The following is a 23,620-nucleotide window of genomic DNA, read 5'->3' as shown; positions in this document are numbered from 1 at the left end:
AATATCACGCCAGTGACTCTCGGGTTGCTGGCGTTTTTTTTTACCTGTACTGTGTGTGTGTCCAAGTGAGTTTGCTCCGCAGGGCGCGGTTTGGTATTGTGGGCAAGGACTGGAAGCGATACGGTTCGCGTCAAGCGCGCGGATTCGTCTACGCAATTCGGAACTGTCCAGGCCCGCGCGGACAGAAGTTGATGGCGAATTGAAATTGCTGTTGTCGGCCCGTGGTTTTGCAGCGCCCCCGGCCGATATAGAGGAGCCCTAATGAAAGCATCCGACCTGCTGGTGAAGGCCCTGGAAGCCGAAGGTGTAAAATATATCTTCGGCATCCCCGGTGAAGAAAATCTCGACCTGCTCGACTCCATTCGACAGTCCAGCATCGAACTCATCTTGACGCGCCACGAACAGGCCGCCGGGTTCATGGCCGCAACCTACGGGCGCCTGACCGGCCGCGCGGGCGTCTGCCTCAGCACCCTCGGACCGGGCGCAACAAACCTGGTGACCTCCGCCGCCTATGCCCAGCTCGGCGCCATGCCCGTGGTGATGATCACAGGACAAAAGCCCGTCAAGAAAAGCAAGCAGGGCCACTTTCAGATTATCGATGCGGTCGACATGATGCGGCCCATCACCAAGTATACCCGGCAACTCGTAAGCGCGAACAACATCCCCGCCCGCGTCCGCGAAGCCTTCCGCATCGCGGAAGAAGAGCGACCCGGTTGTTCCCACCTGGAACTGCCGGAAGACGTCGCCGCCGAGGAAACCGATTCGCCCCTGATCCCCGCCAGCCGCACCCGGCGGCCCATCGCCGAGATCAAGGCCATCCGCGCCGCCGTGAACATGATCGAGGACGCAAAGCACCCCCTCCTCCTCATCGGCGCGGGCGCCAACCGCAAGCTGACCTCGAAAATGCTTCGCGAGTTCATCGACAAGACCGGCATTCCCTTCTTCAGCACCCAGATGGGCAAGGGCGTGGTGGATGAGCACGACGAACTCTTCATCGGAAACTCCGCGCTGTCCGCCAACGATTTCGTCCACCGCGCCATCGACGCGGCCGACCTCATCATCAATGTGGGCCACGACGTGATCGAAAAGCCTCCCTTCTTCATGGGCCGGGAAGACCTCAAGGTAATCCACATCAACTTTATCTCCGCAAAAGTCGACCCCGTCTACTTTCCCCAGCTCGAAGTCGTCGGCGATATCGCCAACAGCATCTGGCGCATCAAGGAAAAGCTGGAGATTCAGGAATCCTGGGACTTCAAGCGATTCAAAGTCGTGAAGGAGCACATCGAGAAGAGTATCCTCGAAGGCGCGGACGACCCCCGTTTCCCCGTCTACCCCCAGCGCCTCGTCGCCGACATCCGAAAAGTCATGCCGAAAGACGGTATCATCGCCCTGGATAACGGCGTCTACAAGCTCTGGTTCGCCCGCAACTACAAGGCCTACCAGCCCAATACCGTCCTGCTGGACAACGCCCTCGCGTCCATGGGCGCCGGCCTGCCCTCCGCCATGACCGCGCGGCTCGTCTTCCCCGACCGAAAGGTCCTCTCCGTTTGCGGCGACGGAGGATTCATGATGAATTCCCAGGAAATGGAAACCGCCGTCCGCCTCAACATGGATCTCGTCATCCTCATTCTCCGTGACGACGCCTTCGGCATGATCAAGTGGAAGCAGTCCAACATGAGCTTCCCGAGCTACGGACTGGACTACGGCAACCCCGATTTCGTGAAGTATGCCGAAGCCTACGGCGCCTTCGGCCACCGGGTCGAAACCGCCGATCAGTTGATTCCGTTGATCGAGCAGTGCCTCAATAGCAAAGGCGTCCACCTCATCGACGTACCGATCGATTACTCCGACAACGACCGCATCCTCAACCACGAGTTCAAGGCCAAGAGCCTGCTGATCTAGCAGCGTCACCAGAATCGAGTACCCAACGCGGGCTGATGCAAATCAGCCCGCGTTTTTCACAGGCGCCTGTCCACACCGTCCAACCTCTCCATCCGCGCCTCCGCCGCCAGTCCAATTCCCAAACATGCAAAATCTACATTTGTAAATTTATGCTTGACAAATTTACAAATGTAAATCATAATGCCCCATGCCCAACCCAAGGAGGCACCCATGGCACCCCTGATTTCGGAAGCGGAAGCGCAAGTCTTACAAACCCTGGTGGAGATGGGGGAGGGCACCACCCGCGAAATCTACGAGGCCCTGGCGGAGTCCACCGGCTGGGCCCAGCCCACCGTAATCACCTTTCTCCGGCGCTTGGAAACCAAGGGACTTGTTTCCCATCGCAAGCTCAAAGGACAGCGGGCCTTCCTCTATCGCCCCAACAAGCGCGGCCACTCCGCCGGGCGTGAGCAGGTGAAGAAACTCGTGGACCGGGTCTTCGGCGGCAACCCCATTCCGCTGGTGTCCATGTTTCTCGAAGAGCAGCCCTTGAGCACGGAGCAGATAGCGGCGTTGCGGCAGTTATTGGATGAGCAGGAAGAACGCAAAGGAGGCAAATCATGAACGGAATAGTGGAAACACTAAATCGGGCTGCGGCGACCTGGTGGGAGTGGACGGTGGTCTCCACGGGACAGGGGGGCTTGCTGCTTCTCCTGGTCCTGGCGGTGCTGGCCGCAGGCCGATCCCTTCGTCCGGGTCTGCGCTACGGACTTCTGCTGGTGGTCCTGTTGAAGTTCGCCGTGCCCCCGGTCTTCGGCGTGGCCTACGGATTCTCAGATCTGCTCGCGCGTGCATTTACCAACGAGCCCGCGCCTCTGGTGAATTCGGACCTCCGCGTGACCGTGGAAAAGTCGCCAGCACCGGCTACGCCTTCCCCAATAGTCCCGGTTGCGCCCGTGATGCCGCCAGCGCCCGTCCTTTCCCCGAAGGCATGGCTGTTGCTGCTGGAGGCTGCGGGCGCAATCGCCATCCTCGTCCTCATCGCGCGGCAGTGGTTGGCCGCGAGGGAATTTATGAAGCAAGGCGCGGGCGCCGATGAGGCGCTCCAGGAGCGTTTCAATGCGGCGGTTCGCGCCATGAAACTCCGTCGCGCGCCCCGCCTCTGCCTTAGCGAAAGCGTCGGTGCCCCACAGTCGGGCGGAATCCTCCGTCCCTTCGTGATCCTGCCCGCCTGGGTCGCCACAATGCCCGATGAGGAACTCGATATCCTCCTCGCCCACGAACTTGCCCACATCCGACGTATGGATGCCCTGGTAAACAGCCTCCAGGCCGCCGCCCAAGCCTTGCTCTGGTGGAATCCCGCCGTGTGGTGGCTCAACCGCCGCATCCGCGAAGAGCGCGAGTTCTGCTGCGACGACCTCGTGCTGTCGCAAGGGATAGCCAGCGGCGCGGCCTACTCGCGCACGCTGGTGAACGTGGCCGAGCGCGTCTCGCTGCCCCAGTCGAGCTGGGCCATGGCGGGCATGGCCGACAACTTCGGCGCAATTGACCGCCGCGTGCGCCGCGCGCTGGAAGGAGGATACACGGAGTCAGGCTGGCGGCGCTATGGGGCGCTGGTGACGCTTTTGCTGGTTGCGGGCTGGGTGTTGCCGGGGGCGACGGAGGAGGAAGTAAAAGCTGGAGCGGGGGCGGCTGTCGGAGTTGATGATTCCGAAGGGTTTGCCAAACGAGGGATTAGGCCGTCTTGGCCCATGGTGAAGTATTCGCTGGAGGAATTCCTAAATGTGGAAAGTGGGGCACGAGATCGTGTGGCTGCCCCGGAGGCCGATGGCATGCTTGTCCGAATCGCGGTACGGGGTATCCAGGTTGACCGGACGGCTGAACTGGTGCTGCCAGATGGGAAAACGCTGGCTGAACGGCTAAATCGCAACGATGAAACGCCCTCGGGGGAAGTGTCGGATGAGAAGTGGACCTCATTTGGCGCGCGCCTTCAGTCACTCCGCGAGTCCGGGGAAGCTGACTTTACCTATGTGGGGTGCTTCGATGCCGGGGCGGAGCCGGTGCTCGCGGTGATTCCGACAGCGCTCGACGGCGTGCGCGATGGTCGCGATACCGTGGAGTTCATCGCACTTCAGGTGAAAATGCTCGCACGAATCGTCGATCTGGGTAATCAGGGACCGTCGCTTGATTTGAACCTCGCGCTCAGGCAACCCGTGGTCGCAGGCATTAATGCGGGAAAGATGAGCTACAATGAAGTGGCAACCTCGAGTTCGGCAAAGTTTAATAACATGGAGCGACCCGGTTGGATCTATCTCGTCTCCGAAACGAACGCGGATCGTGTGAACGTTGTTTGCATTCGACCAGAGCGAATAGCGAAGGACCCCGAGGAGACGGAAACCGAAAACTTCGGCGCTTCCTTGCCTCGCCTGGTTGTCAATGCGGAAACCATTCACGGGGGCTTTCCTGAGGGAAAAATTGAGTCAATCGACGATGCGACGTTGGTGTTGAAATATGAGCCTCAGGGGGAGGACGTAACGATTCATGGGAAACGATTGGCGTTTGATTACAGCACTGAAGACCCAGGTCTGGTTACGATCTCGGGCAGCATGCATGTCACCCATCCGGAGATGGTTATTGATGGACAGCGTTTGGAAATTGGCGATGCACTCTTGTTTTTCGATGTGCTGTTAGAGACCGAAGACTTTGGTAAGATTCAGGCCGAGCAGGTTCGCGTAGACCCCGTGGGGCGACGGCTCGACATCCTGAATGGAACCGTAGACGAAACACGGCTGAAAGCTGCCCTGGGCGAAAGCGCGAAAAACGCGGCCAAGGGCGAATGGCTGACCCTGCCCTTTGCGGTGGTGCGGCAAATTGCGATTGACACGATGATCGTGGAGATGGACCGGGACGCCGATTTTTCCATTCCCGACGGTCCGCAGCTCACCGAGTTGATCTCAGGTAACCTCCTGCAAAGCGATCAGGCTCGGCCTGAATCACAAAACACGGAAAATAGTGAGGCAGACGTTACCGGCACCAACTATGCGCTGTGGGCCGAGAGTTCGGAAAAGTGGTCTTCCTGCGTTGAATTTGTTCACCGTTTGGTCGGGAAAAACCAGGCACGACTGTTATCTGCTCCGAAGATAATTGCGAACGCGGGACAGAAGGAGTCTATCAGCATAGGGAAAGCGGTGCCGTCCGGGGAAGAGGGCCAGGCTGAATCTGACATCTTGGGTTTTTCGCTGGAGATCATACCAACACTGAAACCGTCAAAGGAAGAGTCGGAGTTTATTGGGCTGGAAATAGCGTTTAAGCTTACGACCCAGGGCGCCTCAGTCGAAGACACGCCAGTTGAGAAGGTAGACGAATTGTACACAAAACTTATACTGGGAGAGTCGGGGCGTTGGTTATGTCAGATGCTTGGGCCAGTTCGTAACGAGCGTGTGAAACTTCTGTTCCTTAAGGCGGATATTGTGGGTGGAGCGGACGCGCCGGGGAACAGCCCTTCGTGAGGCTTCGCTTTTTCCACAGACGATGAAAAGTTCGGAGCGTCGCTCGCGACGTCTTGTTCCGCAGAGGGGAACGGTATTCGCTACCACGGAGGACCGTGGTAGCGAGAATTTGGTTGATTTTGGATCGGCCACACCCGGCGACGTCACGAGCTCGCACTGTTGCGCTCGTTGAGTCTGGCTTCCCGAAGATCTTTGTAGTGATCCTGGGTGCGTCAGTCCCTACTTGCGCGCTGCAATCTGCGCCTTCACCTTCTCCAGCACCATGGCGTCCCACTCCGGGGCCACGGCGTGGTTCATCAGGGGCTTGTTGAGCATTTCTTTTTTGCCCCGGAGGTTGTTGTAGGCCGCGTAGACGCTGGTGGGGCGGCAGACGCCGTCGATGAAGCCCACCGACACCAGCGCGTCGGCTTTGGTCCGGGCCGCGAAGTTCATGGCGTCGAAGTAGCGCGAAGCTTCCAATACTTTCGCATCGGGATTGCCCGCTTCATCGCGCGGTACCAGCAGCGGCCACCCGGCGATGACGCCCGTATGCTCGCAGATGGCGGGCACACCGGCGCAGAGCAGTGTCACCTTCGAGTTGAGTCCAGCGGCCGCAAGGGATTGGCCGCCGCCCTGGCTGGTGCCTTCGACCATCAAAATCTTGCCGTCCCACTCGGGCTGCGCTTCGAGGAACTCCATCGCGCGGATGAGGCGCAGGTACATGCCCAGGAAGTACGAGGTCTCACGGTCGTCTTTGCCGAAGTGGGGGTAGCCGTTAAGCTTGCCCGCCGAAAGTTCCTTATAGAATTCCGCTGGCTGCCCGTTGGGGATGCCGTGGGCGTTGATATCCAGCGCCAGCACGCCCTCCGCCGCGATGGTCGGCTGCTTCCGCGCACTGACCACGCCCGCACCATGAACGAAGAGCATGGCCGCCAGGCTCTTCGGCTTCGCACCAACGGGTCGCGTCAGGTAACCCGACACCGGCGCACCGCCGAGGCAATCAAGCTGCACGTCGAAACACTCCACGCCCTCGGCCGGAGACTCCACCGGCGTCAGCTTCGCATTCATGGGCACTTCGGCCAGCTTGGCCTTTTTCTCCGCCCAGAAGGCGTCAAAGTCATCGGGCACGGGCAGGCTGGGCTTGATGTCCAGCGGGTCAAAGCCCGCGCTGCCATAGCCCACCGTCGCCTTGCCATCGGCCCCCGCATAACTGACGATGCACCACAGGAAGCCGGGCGTCTTGAGGGTGCTGGTGATCGTGGCCGCCGAGAGGGGACGGGTTACGCGCTCCTGGGTGATGCCGTCCTGGCTCAGCTCAATATTCACCTCGCCCTCGGTTACGGGTACGTCGTTGTTCTTCACGGTAATCGTGTAGGTCACAGTTTCACCCACCTTGTAGAGGGCGTCTTCACGATCCGTGGCGACCGAGACCACCACCCCATCCTGCGCGGCGGCGGTGAAGGTCAGCAGGGCAAACGCGATGAGGTGAAAAAAAGCGCGGGGGACAAAAGCGGACATGGGGGCTCTCCAGTTGGTTTTGGTCTGGCGAGTATAGCAAGGGACCGTCGATCACTCAAGGGGACGAAGGACGACGGACTTAAAGGACACAAAGGACTCAAAGGACCTACGGCAGGAGCGTGCTGTGGACTTACCTGTGGGTCAATGGTTCAGTCAATCGTCCCTTAGGTCCCTTAGGTCCCTTAGGTCCTTCGTCCTTCGTCCTTCATTGTTTCCCCACATGCGCCTTGATCATCTCCAGCACCATGCCATCCCATTCCGGCGCGTTCTTGTGGCCCATCAGCGGCATGTTAAAGATCTTCTTCGGCCCCTGCAGGTTGTTGTACGCCGCATACACCGTCGTGGGGCGGCAGGTATTGTCGATGAAGCCCACCGACACCAGCGCCTCGGCCTTCGTTCGCGCGGCGAAGTTCATGGCGTCATAGTAGCGCGCCACCTCTAGAATCTTCGGGTCGGGCTTGCCCGCGTCATCCCGAGGCACGATGCGCGGCCAGCCATTGATCACACCCGAGTGATCGCACATGGCGGGCACCCCCGGCGCAATCGCCGTCACCCGCGGGTCGAGCCCCGCAGCAACGAGGGACTGCCCTCCCCCCTGGCTGGTGCCCTGTACAACCAGAAACTTTCCGTCCCACTCCGGTTGTGCCGTGAGGAAATCCAGCGCCCGCATAAGCCGGTAGTACATCCCGAGAAAATAGATGGTCTCGCGATCTTCGCGACCATGCTGGCGGTAATTCTTCAGGCGGCCCTCGTTGAGGTTCTTGTAAAATTCGTCGGGCTGGCCATTGGGAATGCCGTGGGCATTGATGTCGAGCACCAGCAGGCCCTCGGCCGCCAGCTCGGGCCGCAGAATCGAGCTGCGCACCCCCGCGCCATGCACCACCAGCGTGGCCGGGAGCGACTTCGGCGCCGCGCCCTCCGGCATGCAATAGTACCCGGAGACCGGCGCGCCGCCCAGGCAGTCCAATTGCAGGTCAAAAGCCTTCACGCCCGCCAGGGTGGACTCTACGGGGGTGAGCCTGGGATTCATGGGAACCTCGGCCAGTTTTGCTTTCTTCGCGGCCCAGAAGGCATCGAAATCATCGGGCACCGGCATACTCGGTTTGATGTTCAGGGGATCGAGCCCCGCTCCGCCCAGGCCGACCACCTTCTCCCCATCGGGCGCGGCAAAGGTGGCGGTGCAGCGGAGAAAGCCTGGCTGATCCAGCGTCCCGGTGACGATAACAGGCTCGACACTCAACGGGCGTGTGCCGCTTTTGATTACGGTCGAGCCGTCATTGCCGAGTTCAATTCCGATTTCACCTTCTGTCACCGGTGTTCCGTCCTTCAGCAACTGAATTCGAAACGTGACGGGATCCGATACCTTGTAGAGGGCGTCCTCACGATCGGTCAGCACGGAGAACGTATAGGGGCTTAGTGCGAATGATGGCCATCCGGCCAGTACAAGGAAGACAGCCAACGTAAATGCGCGTGGGAGGAATTGGGTCATGGGGCTTCTCCGGTTGATTGATGCCCGGGAGTATAACAACGGGTGGGGAGGGCGTCAACGATGTGTGGATGGCAAAATTGCGCCAGTCTGTACTTGGAAATCCACCGCGGTGCTCTGCCACAATCGAGGACGGTGCAATCGGACCCGGACCCTGGAGGCCTCTCATGATCATGCGCGATAAAATTTGGACATTGATGGCCATTGTCGGCATCGTGTTGCCTGGCGCAGCGACGGTGCGTGCGGACATGATGATAGCGGAGGGGGGAAAGCCTCGCGCCCGTATTGTGGTCGCGGATGCGCCTACGGAGCAGGCCCTGAAAGGCGCCCGGGCACTCAGCGAAATACTCGGGCGTATCAGCGGAGCAGCACTGCCCATTGTCCATGAGTCCGAGCCGGGCGATGGTCCCAGAATTCTCGTGGGTCGGAGCAAAGCCGTGGAAGCACTCGGAATCGAGGTTCCGTCGGGTCATGCCCCTGAAATGAACGAAGAGGCAATTATCGTCAAGACCGAGGGCTCCAACCTGGTGCTTGCGGGGAATGAAGACTGGAACTACAGCGGCACACTCTTCGCCGTCTATGACTTTCTGGAGCAGGATCTTGGTTGTCGCTGGTTTTTTCCTGGTACCTTCGGCGAAGTATTGCCCTCAAGCGCCACCATAAAGATTGGCGAAATCGATCGGATGGAAAAGCCGAGTTTCCGAATCCGCGACATCTGGTATTCGGGCTGGATGCCGGTCAGCGAGGAAGATCGTGCGGACTTTGCCCAGTGGTACGACCGCAACAAACTCAGCAAGCTAGACCTGAGCCTGCCCGGCGATGGCTCCATCAGCCTCCTCGCGCCCGCCGACGAGTATTTCGACGCCCACCCCGAGATCTATGCCATCGACGAGAAAGGCGAGCGCCTGCGCGACATGATGTGCATGACCGAGCCCGAGGGCGTGCGCATCGGTGCGGAGACGATCAAGAGGGCCTTCCGCGCGGACCCGGACATGCTCACCTTCGGCTTTGCGCCGCCTGACGGTCATCCCATGTGCTATTGCGCGAATTGTCAGCGCTTCTTTCCGGGGTTTGTGGGCAAGGGCTATGGGGATCCGAGCCTGAGCGATCTGTGGTTCCATTTCGCCAATCAGGTCGCCGCCGAGGTCTACAAGGAATTCCCCGAGCGCTGGGTGCTCACCAATGGTTATGCGAACCGCGTGCGTCCGCCCGAATCCACCGGGCCGCTCTCGCCCAATCTGGGCATCCAGTCCGCCATGCTGGGCACCTGCAACATCCACCGCACGGGCGACCCGCGGTGCTGGCAGCGCATCCACTACCAGCAGGTGCTGGAACGCTGGACCGATGCCCCCGACCCCATCATCATCTATGACTACGACCCCGGCAAGGCCGTGGATAATCTGCCCTTTCCCGCGCTCCACTGCCTGAAGCATGATCTGCCCTGGTTTCGCGATAAGGGCATATGGGGCTTCTGGACCGAGGGCAACAATGCCTGGATGGTGACCCATCTCAACTACTATGTCCGCGCCCGTCTCATGTGGGACGCCGACGCCGACGTGGATGCGCTTGTGCGCGAGTATTGCCAGCAGTTCTACGGCCCCGCTGGTGAAGCGATTGAAAAGTACATCTGGACCCTTGAAGACGCCGTCGAGGCTACCACCACCCACGAACGCTGGGGCGAACTCATGCAGTGGCGCCTCATTCTGTCCGATGTTCAGGATAAGCTGGACGCCCTCATGGCCTCCGCCACGGAAAATGCAGTAGACGAACCCTTTAAAGGGCGCGTTCGCGTGCTGCGACTGGCCCACGACCACATGATGGCCTTCCTGGCCATGGAGACGGCGGTGGTGGAGGGCAACTTCGCCGCCGCCATCCACCACGGCGAAGGCATGCTGGCCCTGCGCGAGGAGGCGTCTGCCATTCGCACGGGGCTGCTTCCCATCGCCCCGGAAATAGCGGTGGCCGAGTCCTCAAGCCTGGAGACCCATCTGAAGATCTATCGGGACCTCCGGGAGCGAACTTCGGGCGCCAAAGGTACCCTCGTGGCCATGCTGCCCCGCGAGTGGGAATTCAAGCCGGACCCGGAAGACATCGGCACGCTCTATCAGTGGTATCTCCCCGGCGTGGAAAGCGGCTGGAAGCCCATCGACGTCACCCAATCCTGGGAGACCCAGGGCTACCAGGACGAGAAGAGCTGGAACCTTTGGGGCAAGGCCTGGTACCGCACCGAGTTCGACGTGCCCGCCGCAAGCGAAGGGACGGCGTATAGGCTCACCTTTGGCGGCGTCTACAACACCGCGGTCTGGGTCTGGGTCAACGGCGTGATGCGGCCGGTCCAGTCTGACATGCCCACGCGCAGCGGCGCGCCCAAGTCGAAGTACTCCTTCGACGTGGACGTCAGCGATCTGATCCGCCCCGGCGAGAAGAACAGCGTCGCGGTGCTCGTCGATCTGGAGATGCCCGGTCGAAGCGTTCGCGGCGGCCTGCACCGCCGGGTGTTTTTGTGGAGTCCGAAATAGGGAAGATGAAGGTGCGTTAGTTCGAAATTGCGCACCGTTTGCGGAAGACCCGCCTCCAATGATGGTTTTTGAGTTGAAAACTTAAACCGATTAAGGTAAAATTCTCTAAGGAGAAACGAAAGCCACATTATCCACTGGCCCGGATTAAAGCGCTCATCCGGGAGGGTGGCTATCGCGTTACCCGAACGGCGATGCGATGCGCGACGAACGATTTTGGATTCTCTGAACCGGCCGAGATCGCAGAGGCGATTCTGAGTTTGGACAATTCGGACTTTCTCAAATCTATGACAATGCTGCGGGATTCAGCAATTTGGCAGGATGTCTATCGCCCCGATGTAGGTGGAATACCGGCCTACGTAAAAGTACAGATAGTAGACATCATGACGGTAGTAATCTCATTCAAATCCCTGGAGGACGATTAAGATGCGCGAGAAGCAATGGATCGATTGTCCCGCTTGCGGCGAAAAAAAGAGTATGCGCCATTTGAAGGGGCAAGACGAACGTTATAATCCGAAGGGGTATCCACCCCTCGATATCACAGGCCTGGATGGCCAGTTTTGCGAAACTTGCGGAGAAGGATTTTGGTCCCAGACCTCAGAGCGGACCATTTCGCGGATGTTGGCGCAGCATATGGCCCAGTACGACGCACAACGGGTCGTGGCGGCGGAACTCGTCAGCGTCAAGGAGGCGGCGGCGGCCATGCACGTTACCGTACAGGGTATTCACAAAATGATGGACGAAGGGCGGCTGCGCTACGTGGTCGCTGGTGGTTCCCGTTTGCCGATACGCAAGGACCTCGCAGCGAGAGTCAAAGCCAGGCAGCATGTGCTGACCTGACCAGGGCCGCTCGCAAGACGGGCAATTTCCAGCCGCAAAGAAAGGACATCCAATGCGCTTCGCTTTGGCATTGGTACTCACACTGGGCACCCTCAGCACTTGGGCCGCAGAATTTCACATCGCCCCTGCAGGCAACGACACCAATCCAGGAACCGAAGCCGCGCCCTTGGCCTCCCTCGGCGCCGCGCGCGATGCCGTGCGGGCCGCCGGCGTCGGGCCCCATACCGTGTGGCTGCACGATGGCGACTATATCCACCCGAGGTCCGTCCCCTTTAGCGCAGAAGACAGCGGCACGGCGGCGGCCCCCATTGCTTACCGCGCCGTAAACACCGGCAAGGCCCGGCTCCATGGGGGACACTTTCTTGCGGGTGAGGCGTTTATGGCAGTGAGTGATGCCGCCGCACTGGCACGCATCCCGGAGGAGGGCCGCGCAACCGTGCGGCAGGCGGACCTTTCCGCCATCGCTACGCTTGGCGATGTGCCCGATGCCTTCCGCAGCGCCCAACCCGTGCCGGAGCTCTTCTTCAACGGTGCGCGCATGACCCTGGCCCAGTGGCCCAACGAGGGCTGGGCGGAAATCGAAACCATCGTTGAGAGCGGGCCCGCGCCCTGGCGCAACTTTGCTTCGGATGCCCTCGGCGTCTTTACCTACAGCGGCGATCATCAGGCGCGCTGGGCCAACGTGGCCGATCTCTGGCTCGAAGGCTACTGGTGCTTCGACTGGGCCTCCGAGACCATCCGCGTGAAGTCCATCGATCCCGCTACGCGCCAGATAACCCTGGGTTCGCAGCACGTCTACGGCATTGGCAGCGGCAACCCCGCGCCGCGCCGCTATCGCGCGGTGAATCTGCTGGAGGAGCTCGACGTCCCGGGCGAGTACTACATTGATCGCGCCGCCAAAGTGCTCTATTTCTGGCCGCCCGCCACCCTGGACGGTGGCGAAATCGTCCTCTCGCTCACCGCGGAGCCGCTGGTTGCGTTGAACGGCGCGTCCCATCTTCAATTCACGGGGATCACCTTCGAATACAGCGCGGGCAACGCACTCTCGGTTACGGGCGGCGAAGGCGTGACCCTTGCCGGCTGTACCCTCCGCAACGCCGGCCTCATCGGCGCCGTGATTGACGGCGGCACGAACCACACCGTGCAAAGCTGCGACATCTACAACAACGGCACCGGCGGCCTCAGCATCAGCGGCGGTGACCGGAAGACCCTCACGCTCTCCGGACATCGCGTGGTGAACAATCACATCTACCGCGTGTCCGAGCGCATGCGCACCGCCGCGTACAACATCGTCATGGCCGGCGTGGGCATTCACGTGGCCCACAACGAAATCAACGACGCGCCCCATCAGGCCATTCTCGTGTCCGGCAATGACCACGTCTTTGAGTTCAACGACGTGCACCACGTCAGCATGAATTCCGACGACTGCGGCGCTTTCTACATGGGCCGCAATCCTTCGGATCGCGGCACCGTCATCCGTCACAACTACTGGCACGAAATAGGCAGCAAGATGGCCCACGGCAGTTGCGCGATCTACTTCGACGATGGCGACGGCGGCCAGACGGTACATGGCAATGTCTTCTACAAGGCCTCGGGCGGCAGTTTCGGCGCGGTGTTCAACCACGGCGGGCACGACAATATCGTGACCAACAACATCTTCATCGAATGCGGCCTTGCCCTGGGCTCCGCGCCCTGGCCCGACGCCCTCTGGAAGCAGTGGCTGAGCGAGCCCCTCTGGCAGGGTAGACTGCTGGAAGAGGTGGACATCACCAAAGCGCCCTTCACCGAGCGCTATCCCGAGCTGAAGGGCTACATGGAGTACGAAAGCGGCCTGCGCCTGAACCACGCCGCGCGCAACGTAGCCGTGAAAACCAAGAACCTGGTCAACGGAAACTGGACCGTGAAGGACAGCTTCATCACCCAGGAAGATCCCGGCTTTGTGGACTACAAGGCCCAGAACTTCGCCCTGAAAGAGGATGCGGAACTCTTCGGACTGATTCCCGGCTTCGAGCCGATTCCTTTTGACGAGATTGGTTTGATGGTGGATGAGTATCGCACGGTGGTCGAGTAAAGCGGGAGCACGGGTTTTCCTACCCGTGTATGCGCCTACGGCGCACCGTTTTTTGAGATTAAATCGTGCAACTTCGTTGCACGATACGCGGGTAAGAAAACCCGCGCTCCCGCCGTTCCAAAGTTTCACTTCGAACGGGTTAATACACGTATCGTTGCGAGGAGGTAGTCAATGAACCCATCCAACAAACCCGGAAGACGCGCCGTGCTGAAGGGCGCTGCGGCCACCGCCGCGCTTTGGCCCATCGCCAACGCCTTTGGAAACGAGACCAAAGCCGAATCCCCATCCGCCAACCAGGCAAAGGAGCATCCCGTGTTCCAATCCAAATGGAAGTGCGCCGTTGCGCTCGATTCCCAGCGCAACGTCACCGCCGGAAGCAACGCCGCCCTGGCCGATGCCATTCGCCGTGGTGCAGACCTCCAGGTGCAGACTGAGTTCATCCACAACGAACACATCGACACAGACTCCAACAGCGACGAACTGATTCGCGAGGTGGCGGAGTTTCGCACGACCTATCTGCTGGAAGACAGGGCCGTCGCGGGTATCATGACCCTGCGCCAGCCCATCAGCCTGCCCGACGGCTTCGGGCCGCGCCCCTCCATGTCCTTTTTCATGTATAACCAGGATGGACAACAGGCGATCGCGCGCCCCTTTCTCGACGGGCCACCCGCCATGGGCGCGCCTGGCCCTTCGCCGCTGGACGATCACTCGGCCATGCCGAAGTATCACCAGCAGGACAGCTTCGACGCGGGTACCAACGCACCCAGCAGCAATTTTATTTACGACTTCAATGTATTCCGCTACCTCGTGCGCGATGACTGGCAGGAGCTGCTATCGCACAACGCGGACGGATCGGTCGTAAATGGCTCAGTGGACGCCCTGGGCGACGCCTTTACCCAGGGCTGCGAACTGAAGGTGGCCATTCGTGGCCTGTGCGCCGACCTCACAAAGGAAGGGGAAACCACCACCGACCACGAAATCTTCGTGAACGTCGGCTCGGCCTATTACTACACCGCGCAGAAGCTCTTCATCGCCGGCACCATCCCCACCGTGCGCGTGAAGCCCGCCGTCCCCCTGCGCTATACGAGCCAGGGCTGGGACTTCGGCTGGCTCATGCCCCGCACCGACGGCTACTGCGCGCGACTCTTGAACGATCCGTACACCCTGCAATTCAACCGCAGCAACGGGCGCTACGCCATGCGCTGGTTCGCGCGGTAAGCGGGAGCACGGACTTTCCAGTCCGTGATTGGTTGTGCAGCTTGGCTGCACAAGACGCGGGTATGAAAACCCGCGCTCCCGCTATTCTATTCTCAACGCATCGAAGCGCTCTCGGCGGAATCCCAGCACAATCGCCGTGGCGGTGCAGCCGACGGACACGATGAAGACCAGCAGGGCCAGTTGCACCTGCGTGCCCACGTTGACCTGGGAATTCGTGGCGAAGAAGGATGGAATAATCGCCAGGGACGCCGCGACGATGCCCGTCCCCAAACCTGCGACGAGCAGAAAACCGTACTCGATGTAGAGCATGCGAATGATGGCGGGGTGGGGGTAGCCCAGCGCGCCGAGCATCGCGAGTTCACCGCGTCGCTCAAGGAGGTTGCGCAGTACCACCACCCCCATACCCACGCTGCCGATGGCAAGGCCCAGCCCGCCAAGTACGAGGAACATGGCGAGGTAGGTCGTCTCCACAGCGTAGAATTCGAGGATGCGCTCCACGGGCGGGATGGCGTCGAGACCGAAGCGGTCATAGGCCCGATTGAGGCTCTGGATGGTGGATTCGATGGCGTCGGCGGGCGCGTCGATCAGGAGCATGCGGTAGCCGTCCTCGGCGGGGAAGAGGCGCGTGAAGTTCTCGTCGCTCATGAGGATCTTGCCCTGGAATACACTGAGCCGCATGGGCAGCGCACCCACGAGTTTGACCTTCACCTCAGCGCCGCTTTCGTCCTGATAGATCAGGTAGTCACCCTTCTCAATCCCTGTCTTTTTCTTCAGCGTCCACATGGCCGTGTTCGCATCACCCGCGAGCGCAGGGATGGCGCCATCCTCCAGCTTCACGTTGAGGCGCTCCCACAGTTCCGCAGCCGCATCCTCCGAGGCGAAGCCCTTGCGCGCAGCGAATTCGGCCACGTTTACGCCGAGCACACCTGGCTGTTGCGAGTGATTCAGGTTCAGGCAACTTGCGTCGTCCCCATCGCGCACCTTGATGGCGGCGGCGGACAGGGTATCGCTTTTCACGATGAACTCGGGCTTTTCCAATAGGGGAAAGGTGGATTCCGCGAGCAGGCTGTAGCCGCCCGTGCCGGACGAGCGAAGGTGGGCGGAGGCATAGAGATCTTCGTGCATGGAGGACACGGCGAAGACCATGAATGCACCGCCGCCGAGCAGCGCGATGGTGGCCAGGCTGCGCCCGCGACGACGCGACACGTTTTGCAGCGCCAGCGCGGTGAAGGTGAAGGGCCGCCCCCCCTGCGCGCGGTCCATGGACATCAACTTCCAGCGACACAGGCAGAACGCGGAAAGGAGCAGGAGGGTGCCCACGCCGAATCCGAGGAGGGCGGCGTTGTGCACGGCGATGACAAGGGGTAACGCCATGATAAGCGCGGCGAGGACAACACCACCGACGCCGAGGTAGAGCGTGGCGCGGCGGCCCCGGCCTTCGCGACTCGTTTCGAGGGACTGAGAGAAGTCCATGTAGAGCAGTTCGCGTGCCGGTTTCTTCATGTACTTCCGCAACGCGAAAAACATGGTGACGAGCGCGCACACCAGACTGATGACCGCGCCCACTACGATGCTGCCGAAGGTGGCATGGTATTGGATGGAGGAATTCGCCAGCGCGCCCTGCCAGTACGTTGCGAGGCCGTGGAGAAGTCCGCGGGTATAGAAGGTGCTCGACACCGCCCCGAGAATGGAACCCGCTACAGCCACAATCGCGCCTTCGGCGAGAAAGAGCCGCCGCACCTGTTTGTGTCGAAAGCCGAGGGCCAACAGCATGCCGATCTGCTCGATACGGTGCTGGATGCCAAAGACGAAGAGCAGTCCGGTCAGCAGCAGCGCCGCGACAATCAGGAAGAAGCTCATGCCGATGAAGAGGCCGCCGAAGTCCATGGCCTTCTGCACGGCGGCGAGGGCCTGCGCCTCCACGGGGATGAAGACGAGACCCGTCCGCGCGGGGTCGGCGTTTTGCTTCAGGTGATCGCTCACTCTTGCGATAGTGTCGGGCGCGGCGGGGAAGCGGACGTTCGTGAGATCGCCGAAGCGGTTGCCCCAGAGCTCCTGGCCGGTCTTCAGCGTCACGAAGGCCTTGGGCGTCTGCTTGTACGCGTCCCAATAGTCCTCGTTCGCCTTGTCGTTGAGCTTCTCCTCGTCCATGGGCATGCCCACATCCCAGTCGGCGCAACTGTCCACGTCCGTGAGGCCGGGGAAGACAGGCGTGAGCTCCTTTTCAGAGACGAGATCGGCCATCTCGCGGATGGCGCTCACCTTGAAATCGCGCTTGCGCTCTTCGAACTTGTTCGAGGGCAGCAGGGCCGAGTATGTCATGGTGATCGTGTCGCCGATAGCAGCCTGGATCTGATCCGCCATCCAGCGGTTGATGATGATCTCATCGTCCTTCATCTCCGGGGGCACCGCGCCCGCAACGGCGAAGGAATAGGGGGTAGCGAGGTTGCCTTTCGAAAATCCATTTACGAGATAGGTCAGCGTGCCTTGCGCGCCGGGAATCTCCTGCGCGGCGCTGGCAAGTTCCGCGGGAATGAAGATACGCTCCGATTTCAGTTGCACCACGCCGCTCGGGTGCGTGTCGAAAGCCAGGCCGATGTCTTCGGGTGTCCACACGCGGGCGAGGGTTTCATCGAGCGCGTCGTCGGCCAATTCGCCGCTGGCAAAGAGCAGATTGATGCGATTCGGCAGCGCCACCCGGGCCTGAAGCGCGTCTCGATTCACGAAAGCGTTGTAGGGCGCGATCTGACTCGCGGAAAGGCTGTAGCGGCCCATTTCGTCATCGCTGAGCACCTTCTTGACCGTGTAGGTCTGGCGCACGGAGCGATCTTCATTGCGCACGGAGAGACCGGCGTCACGGGGCAGCAGCGAGGGCTTCTCCATGCGCAGATCCACCTCGCCGCCCTCTGTCACGCCCAGCGCCTCGGCCAGTTTCGTGTTGAGCGCCGTTTCGTTGGGGCCGAGGGCCAGCGTGGAGTCCGCCGCCAGTTTCCAGAAGTCCTCGCCGACGCCGATGACTTCGACGCGGTTGATCTGGCGGCGGTCATCGGTTGTGGCACCCTGTCGGATGGCCATGCCGCGCAATTGCAGCGCGCCCGCCGTGGAGATCTTCGCGTCCGAGCCGATGGCTTCCACCACGCGTTGGCTGAAGTACTGGGTGCGTGTGCTGATGGCGTGGTCGATGTTGCCCAGGCGCTGCTTCGCGAAGCGGAGTAACGAGTAGTCCACGGAATCGCCCACCAGCAGCGAGCCAGTCAGCACGGCGGCGGCCAAGGTGACGCCCGCGAGCACGCCGAGGTGCATACGCCAATAGTGGCGGAGGCTGTTGCGGATCAGAGAAAACATCAGGCCGCCTTCCCGCGCAGTTTGCCGTCGGCAAGTTCATAGACCTGGGCCATGCGTCGCGCCACGTCCATGGAGTGAGTCACCACGATGAGCGCCATGCCTTCTTCGGCGTTTAATTCGAGCATGAGGGTAGCGAGGGCATCCGCGCCTTCGTGGCTGAGGGAGCCCGTGGGTTCGTCGGCCAGGAGCAACGCCGGCTGGTTGATGAGCGCCCTTACCACCGCCACGCGCTGCCGCTCGCCGCCGGAGAGCTGGCCGGGTCGCGCATGAATGCGATCCTTCAGGCCTACGCGAACGAGCAGTTTCTCCGCGCGTTCGGCGGCGTTTGTCGCGTCCTTGCTCACCAGCGTGGGCACCAGCACATTCTCCAGCGCCGTGCACTGGGGCAGCAGGTGGTGGTGCTGGAACACAAAGCCAATGGAGCGATTGCGAAAGGCCGCGCGCTGCTCTTCATTAAAGCCGTCGAGCCGTTCGCCCTTGAACTGGAGCGTGCCGCCGCTGGGCGAGTCCAGCAGACCGATGAGGTTGAGCAGGGTGCTCTTGCCGCAACCGGAAGGCCCGACAATCGCGAGGGAGTCCCCAGCGGAAACGGAAAGGCAGGCGCCCTTCAGGATCGCGGTGGACGCGTCGGCCTCGTTGTAGGTCTTGGAGACGTCGTTGAGTTCAAGCAAGGCGCCTGGTGTGGTCACTGGGTATTCCTTTCAGTGTCTCAAACGGCAAATGGTGCCGTGGCCATAACGTTCAGGACCGATACGACCGATAGGACCGATTGGATCAATCTGTCCTATCGGTCCTATCCGTCTTATGACTTCGGCCTCAGCCCTGCGCCGCCCCAAAGGCCGACAGCGAGCCATCTTTGCCGCCGACGAGGATCATCCCGTTGATGATCGAAGGCGGCGTAATTTCATCGCTGACTTCGTAGGACCAAAGCTGTTTTCCATCGGCCAGCGCCAGCAGGTACAGCACGCCGTTTGCCGTTACCACCACCTTGTCGCCCACAATTACCGCCGAACCGGGCATACCCTTGGCATCAAATTTCCACACGTTCTTACCGGTGGCGCGCTCCACCGCGTAAACGGTGTCGTCCATGCCGCCGTAGATGACTTTGTCCGTGCTGACCGCCGGCGTGGTGAAGACTTCCGCCACGCAATCGGTATTGGTCCACACGATCTCGCCGGTCGTCAGATTGGCGTGGATCAACTCGCCCGCGTGCGTGCCGGAAAACACCGAGTTGCCCCGGATGGCCACGCCGCCCGCTACCTGCGATTCCTTTCCGATGGCGATATTTTTCAGAATCGCGCCGTCCTCGGCACTCACGACATGAAGGGCCGAGGCGCAGCTCCCGAAGGAGACCACACCGTCGCCCGCGGCGGGTGAGCCGTCGCAGCGATCAATGGGTTCGCTTTTCCACAGGGGCGTTCCATCGGCAAAGGAAAGACAATGGAGCGCGCCGTCGTCCTGACCGATGACATAGACCCGCGCCTGGGGCTGGGTGGCGCTGGCGGGCTGATAGGTGATGGAACCCAGCACCGGGCTGCCCATTTCATGCCGCCACTTCTCATTGCCCGTTGCCGCGTCGAAGGCGTAGATCGTGCCCGCCATCGTCCCCACGAGGAGCGTCGAGTCGAAGCAGCACAAAGGACCGTCCACCCGCGCATTCTGCTCGGTATCGTCGTTGACCGATTTCCGCGTGAGCTGTTTGGACCAGATCTTCTTCCCCGTGAAGTCCACCGTCGAGATCTCGCCGTGGCTGTTCACGAAGTGCAGCATCGACGCCGAGGAGACCGGGCCATAGAAAAGCGGGGCGCTCGTCTGAAAGCGCCAGAGTCGCGCGGGCGCATCCGGGAGGGTGCCTGCGGCCACGCCGGCCAGATTGGCGTCGCCGTGATAGGTGGACCACAGCGTTGCAGGGGCTTCGTTCGCCGCCACGACCGGAGCCGCGGCGAGTGGTGTGGGCACCGCAGTCGGCGCGGGGACCGGGGGCGTCGAAGCGGCGGGCGCAGTTTCCACAGGCGCGGGGGGCGCGGCAGGTACCGGTTCGGTCGTCGTCCCTGCGGGCTCTGCTGTTCCTGAAATCGCCGCCACGTCATCAGGCGCTTCTTCCGACGCCGGGGCGGGGGAGAACCATCCCTGCATGAATCCCCAGACCAGCACGATACCCAGAATGACGAAAAACGGCGCCATCGAAATGATTTTGTCTTTCATGTAACAGCGAACCTCGAATACAGCGCGATGGTGTCGTTGGCCATCCGCTCGGTTGAAAATTTCTTCGCCACGGCCTCACGACCTTTCGCCCCCAGAGCCCGTGCGGCTTCCGCGTCCAGCAGGACGGTTTCCAGCGACTTGGCCAAGGCCTCAGGGTCATGGCCGTCGTAAATCAGTCCTCCACCCGTCGCCCCCACGATTTCGGGATAGGCCCCCGCCCTCGGCTGCACCACCGGAATGCCCGCGGCGTTCGCTTCGATGATGAACAGCCCGAAGGCCTCGCCCTCGGGCGCCGGAACCGACATGACCGACAAAGACTGGATGAACTCGCGGCGTGTTTCGATATCGAATTCTTCCATGAATTCCACATCATGTTCGAAGCCGTGCTTGTGCAACTTCTGCTTGAGCCACTTGATGTACGTGGCATCCGAGCCGACCTGGCCCCCGGTCGCCCTCAATTTGAGATCTTTGAGGCGCGGGTGCTGCTTCAGATGAATAAAGGCGTCCACCAGTCGACCCAGCCCGAGGGAATCGGTCATCTTCGAAAGATATCCAATCACCGGAGGCTCGAAGGTCATGGGCGCTTTGGGAATGTCATCGCACTTGATGCCCAGATGGATTACCTGAATCTTTTCCGGTGTAAGCGCCATCCGCACGGCCATTTCATCGGCGTACCACTGGCTCACCGCCACAAACGCGTCCACATCGCGGCTGCAATCGGTCATGGCGTCCCAGCAAAGCCGGTTATAGGGATCGTCGATGGCGTCCAGCCAGGGCATTTCGTCCTGCAGACTGCAAAACAGGGGCACCTTCAGGTTTTGCTTAAGCGTGCGCGCCATCCCCAGCAGCAGCGCATTGGAGAGGTGGATGACATCCGGTTTCTCCTGCTCCACCAGCCAGGCCATCATGCGCTCCAGCTCCTTCTTCTGGTTGCCATCCGGCCCCTGAAGCATCGAGAGGGTCATGGGTCCGAGTCCGGCCGCTTCGGTTGTACCTTCCTGTTTCGCCGCTTTTCGCAGCATCCACGATGTGTCAAAGAGGCGATCCATCCAGCGCGGTGTGTAACGAAAAAGGGAGAACTTCTGCTGGAGGTAGCAATTGATGCCGCCGAAGAACACGGGGACGCCTTTGCCGATCTCGCCCGAGTCGATGAGCACCGGCAGATAGACCGGGATCATGAGTACGTCGTGGCCCATACGCCGCAGCGCCCGGACCAACTCGATATCCCGCATGCAGTTCTGGCAGTAGAATGTGCCCCCCGTTCCCGGTACGATGTAAACAATCTTCATCTGCGCTGGGACTCCTTCCGATTTCTACTGCTCACTGCATTGGGGCGGCATGCCTGCCGGGCAACGCGGGGCCGCCATGTTGAAGGAACGGGCGCCGTTCCTTTAGAGTTGTATTCAAGGCTGGGCGCCTGCTATTTCGCAGCGGGATCCGTCATGGCACCCAAGTCCATTATAAGCCACGCGGCGGCAGCGCCGCTAATTACAGGCAGACCACCGGTACTTCGCCGGTGGAAATTCACAGAGGGTTTTACCAATGCGCTTCCACCGTTTTATCCGCCAGGCCTTTCGCGGTCTCGTTTTCGGGGTCGCCCTCGCCACGGCGGGCATGGCTCCGGCCAACGACTGGCCCCACTGGCGTGGACCAAACCACAACGGTACCGCGGATGCCACCAACCTGCCCGGGGCCTGGACCCAGGACAATATCCTCTGGAAAACCCCCATGCCGGGCCAGAGTTCCGCGTCGCCCATCGTGGTGGGAGAACGCATCTTTTGCGTGTCCAACAGTGCGGATATGAAATCCCTCCTCGGCCTTTGCTTTAACCGGGACACGGGAGCGCTCCTCTGGGAAAAGACCTTCGTAAAGGATGCCGAGCAGCCCCGGCGCAATACCCTGGCCTCGCCCTCGCCCGTGAGCGACGGCACGACGGTGTATTTCATGTTTGGCACGGGCGATCTCATCGCGTCCGATTTCGACGGCAACGTGAAGTGGTCCAAGAACCTGGTCGCGGAGTATGGCCCCATCAATCAGCAATTCGGCTATAGCTCGACACCGCTTTTTTTCAAGGGCAAGCTGTACATTGCCATCATGCGCGGTCAGTGGGAGCGTCGGGAGCTGGAAGAGTTCACCGATGAGACCTCGCACATTCTCTGCCTCGACCCGGCCGATGGCAAGGAAGTCTGGAAAGCCCACCGTTCCAGCGACGGCGGCGACGAGGCCTTCGATTCCTACTCCAGCCCCATGCCTTACGAATTCGGCGACACGGCCGCCATCCTGAGCCAGGGCGGCAACTACGTTATCGGCCACGACGCGACCACGGGTAAGGAGCTCTGGCGGCAGAATCACAACCCGGAAAAAGGCAAGATGTGGCGCCTGATCCCGTCACCCATGGCGGCGGGCGAATATGTCATCGGCGTGCAACCCCGAGGCCAGGCCGCCTTCGCCATTCTGCCTCAGCCCGGCAAGTCATTCGCCTACACGGAATCCCATTGGATTTACGATGAAAAGACCACCGACGTACCCAACCCGATCTTCTATAAGGACCGCGTGATCCTGCTCAATGACGTCCAGGGCAAGGTTTTCTGCCTCGATGTGAAGACGGGGGCGCCCGCCTGGCTGGGCGATCTGGAGGCCGACAGCCGTATCTGGTCTTCGCCCGTGGTTGCCGACGACAAGATGTACGTCATGACCGAGAGCGGTCAGGTGATCACGGCGGGAATCGGCGACGGCCTCACCATCCTTTCTCGAAACAATCTCGGTGGGCACGAATGCAAGTCCACCCCGGCCATCGCCCATGGCAAGCTTTTCATTCGGACCTCCGATACACTCTATTGCATTGGAAACAAGTAAGCGCGGAACCTGTGAATCGAATGGCGCCGTCAGGGTAAGGCCTATTATCCTGTTTCGCGGCAGCGGGACCGGGCGCGGTATACTGGACGCGTTTTGCCACGGATGACACCGTGCGGGTCCGTATGGCGAATGAATAGTGGTCGCTCGCCAATGCGGTTTCGATGCGCACCCATTTCCACTTGCAGCCCCGCCCGCG

The 23,620-nt window shown here is 61.0% G+C and carries 15 protein-coding genes; 9 read left to right on the top strand and 6 right to left on the bottom strand.

The window, feature by feature from the left end:
• The first annotated feature begins 261 nt into the window (after nucleotides 1-261).
• The 3 genes from JNK74_21100 to JNK74_21090 all read left to right on the top strand — a co-directional run bounded on the left by JNK74_21100 (nucleotide 262) and on the right by JNK74_21090 (nucleotide 5,390).
• Entirely contained in the window at nucleotides 262-1,902 is a 1,641-nt protein-coding gene (locus JNK74_21100) for an acetolactate synthase large subunit (protein MBL7648682.1), read from the top strand.
• 210 nt (nucleotides 1,903-2,112) lie between these two features.
• Nucleotides 2,113-2,505 carry a BlaI/MecI/CopY family transcriptional regulator gene (locus tag JNK74_21095; GenBank protein ID MBL7648681.1) on the top strand — a complete coding sequence of 131 codons (393 nt, stop codon included), beginning with the start codon at nucleotides 2,113-2,115 and terminating at the stop codon, nucleotides 2,503-2,505.
• Between the two features lie 101 nt (nucleotides 2,506-2,606).
• The gene (locus tag JNK74_21090) at nucleotides 2,607-5,390 is read left to right on the top strand and encodes a hypothetical protein (GenBank protein MBL7648680.1); all 2,784 of its coding nucleotides are present in this window, start codon (nucleotides 2,607-2,609) and stop codon (nucleotides 5,388-5,390) included.
• A gap of 219 nt (nucleotides 5,391-5,609) precedes the next feature.
• Here the strand turns inward: JNK74_21090 and JNK74_21085 are convergent, their stop codons facing one another.
• Nucleotides 5,610-6,887: an acetylxylan esterase gene (locus tag JNK74_21085; GenBank protein ID MBL7648679.1), complete on the bottom strand. Its 1,278-nt coding sequence runs from the start codon at nucleotides 6,885-6,887 to the stop codon at nucleotides 5,610-5,612.
• 205 nt (nucleotides 6,888-7,092) lie between these two features.
• Nucleotides 7,093-8,376, bottom strand: coding sequence for an acetylxylan esterase (locus JNK74_21080; GenBank protein ID MBL7648678.1), 1,284 nt, complete (start codon nucleotides 8,374-8,376; stop codon nucleotides 7,093-7,095).
• Nucleotides 8,377-8,546: 170 nt separating this feature from the next.
• Here JNK74_21080 and JNK74_21075 point away from each other — a divergent pair, with 170 nt between their 5' ends.
• The 5 genes from JNK74_21075 to JNK74_21055 all read left to right on the top strand — a co-directional run bounded on the left by JNK74_21075 (nucleotide 8,547) and on the right by JNK74_21055 (nucleotide 15,018).
• Nucleotides 8,547-10,892, top strand: a complete 2,346-nt coding sequence (locus JNK74_21075; GenBank protein ID MBL7648677.1) for a DUF4838 domain-containing protein — start codon at nucleotides 8,547-8,549, stop codon at nucleotides 10,890-10,892.
• Nucleotides 10,893-10,981: 89 nt separating this feature from the next.
• The gene (locus JNK74_21070) at nucleotides 10,982-11,314 is read left to right on the top strand and encodes a type II toxin-antitoxin system MqsR family toxin (GenBank protein ID MBL7648676.1); all 333 of its coding nucleotides are present in this window, start codon (nucleotides 10,982-10,984) and stop codon (nucleotides 11,312-11,314) included.
• 1 nt (nucleotide 11,315) lies between these two features.
• Nucleotides 11,316-11,729, top strand: coding sequence for a type II toxin-antitoxin system MqsA family antitoxin (locus JNK74_21065; protein MBL7648675.1), 414 nt, complete (start codon nucleotides 11,316-11,318; stop codon nucleotides 11,727-11,729).
• Between the two features lie 52 nt (nucleotides 11,730-11,781).
• Nucleotides 11,782-13,800, top strand: a complete 2,019-nt coding sequence (locus JNK74_21060) for a right-handed parallel beta-helix repeat-containing protein (GenBank protein MBL7648674.1) — start codon at nucleotides 11,782-11,784, stop codon at nucleotides 13,798-13,800.
• A gap of 312 nt (nucleotides 13,801-14,112) precedes the next feature.
• On the top strand, nucleotides 14,113-15,018 hold the full coding sequence (locus tag JNK74_21055) for a hypothetical protein (GenBank protein MBL7648673.1): 906 nt from the start codon (nucleotides 14,113-14,115) through the stop codon (nucleotides 15,016-15,018).
• Between the two features lie 81 nt (nucleotides 15,019-15,099).
• Here JNK74_21055 and JNK74_21050 read toward each other — a convergent pair whose 3' ends face one another.
• The 4 genes from JNK74_21050 to JNK74_21035 form a co-directional block, all read right to left on the bottom strand.
• Nucleotides 15,100-18,363: an FtsX-like permease family protein gene (locus JNK74_21050; protein ID MBL7648672.1), complete on the bottom strand. Its 3,264-nt coding sequence runs from the start codon at nucleotides 18,361-18,363 to the stop codon at nucleotides 15,100-15,102.
• Nucleotides 18,363-19,052, bottom strand: a complete 690-nt coding sequence (locus JNK74_21045) for an ABC transporter ATP-binding protein (GenBank protein MBL7648671.1) — start codon at nucleotides 19,050-19,052, stop codon at nucleotides 18,363-18,365. Before JNK74_21045 ends, JNK74_21050 begins: the two co-directional genes overlap by 1 nt.
• A 127-nt stretch (nucleotides 19,053-19,179) precedes the next feature.
• A complete protein-coding gene (locus tag JNK74_21040) occupies nucleotides 19,180-20,568 on the bottom strand; it encodes a PQQ-binding-like beta-propeller repeat protein (GenBank protein ID MBL7648670.1) in 1,389 nt (462 codons plus the stop codon).
• Nucleotides 20,565-21,857: a glycosyltransferase family 4 protein gene (locus JNK74_21035; protein MBL7648669.1), complete on the bottom strand. Its 1,293-nt coding sequence runs from the start codon at nucleotides 21,855-21,857 to the stop codon at nucleotides 20,565-20,567. Before JNK74_21035 ends, JNK74_21040 begins: the two co-directional genes overlap by 4 nt.
• A 253-nt stretch (nucleotides 21,858-22,110) precedes the next feature.
• On the opposite strand from JNK74_21035, the gene JNK74_21030 reads away from it, so the two are divergent.
• Nucleotides 22,111-23,424 carry a PQQ-like beta-propeller repeat protein gene (locus JNK74_21030; protein ID MBL7648668.1) on the top strand — a complete coding sequence of 438 codons (1,314 nt, stop codon included), beginning with the start codon at nucleotides 22,111-22,113 and terminating at the stop codon, nucleotides 23,422-23,424.
• Nucleotides 23,425-23,620 lie beyond the last annotated feature (196 nt).

This window comes from Candidatus Hydrogenedentota bacterium, assembly GCA_016791475.1.
In the GTDB taxonomy this organism is placed as follows: Bacteria; Hydrogenedentota; Hydrogenedentia; order Hydrogenedentales; family JAEUWI01; genus JAEUWI01.
The sequence above is the reverse complement of the archived record's forward strand: the minus strand, read 5'-3'. Positions and strand labels throughout refer to the sequence as shown.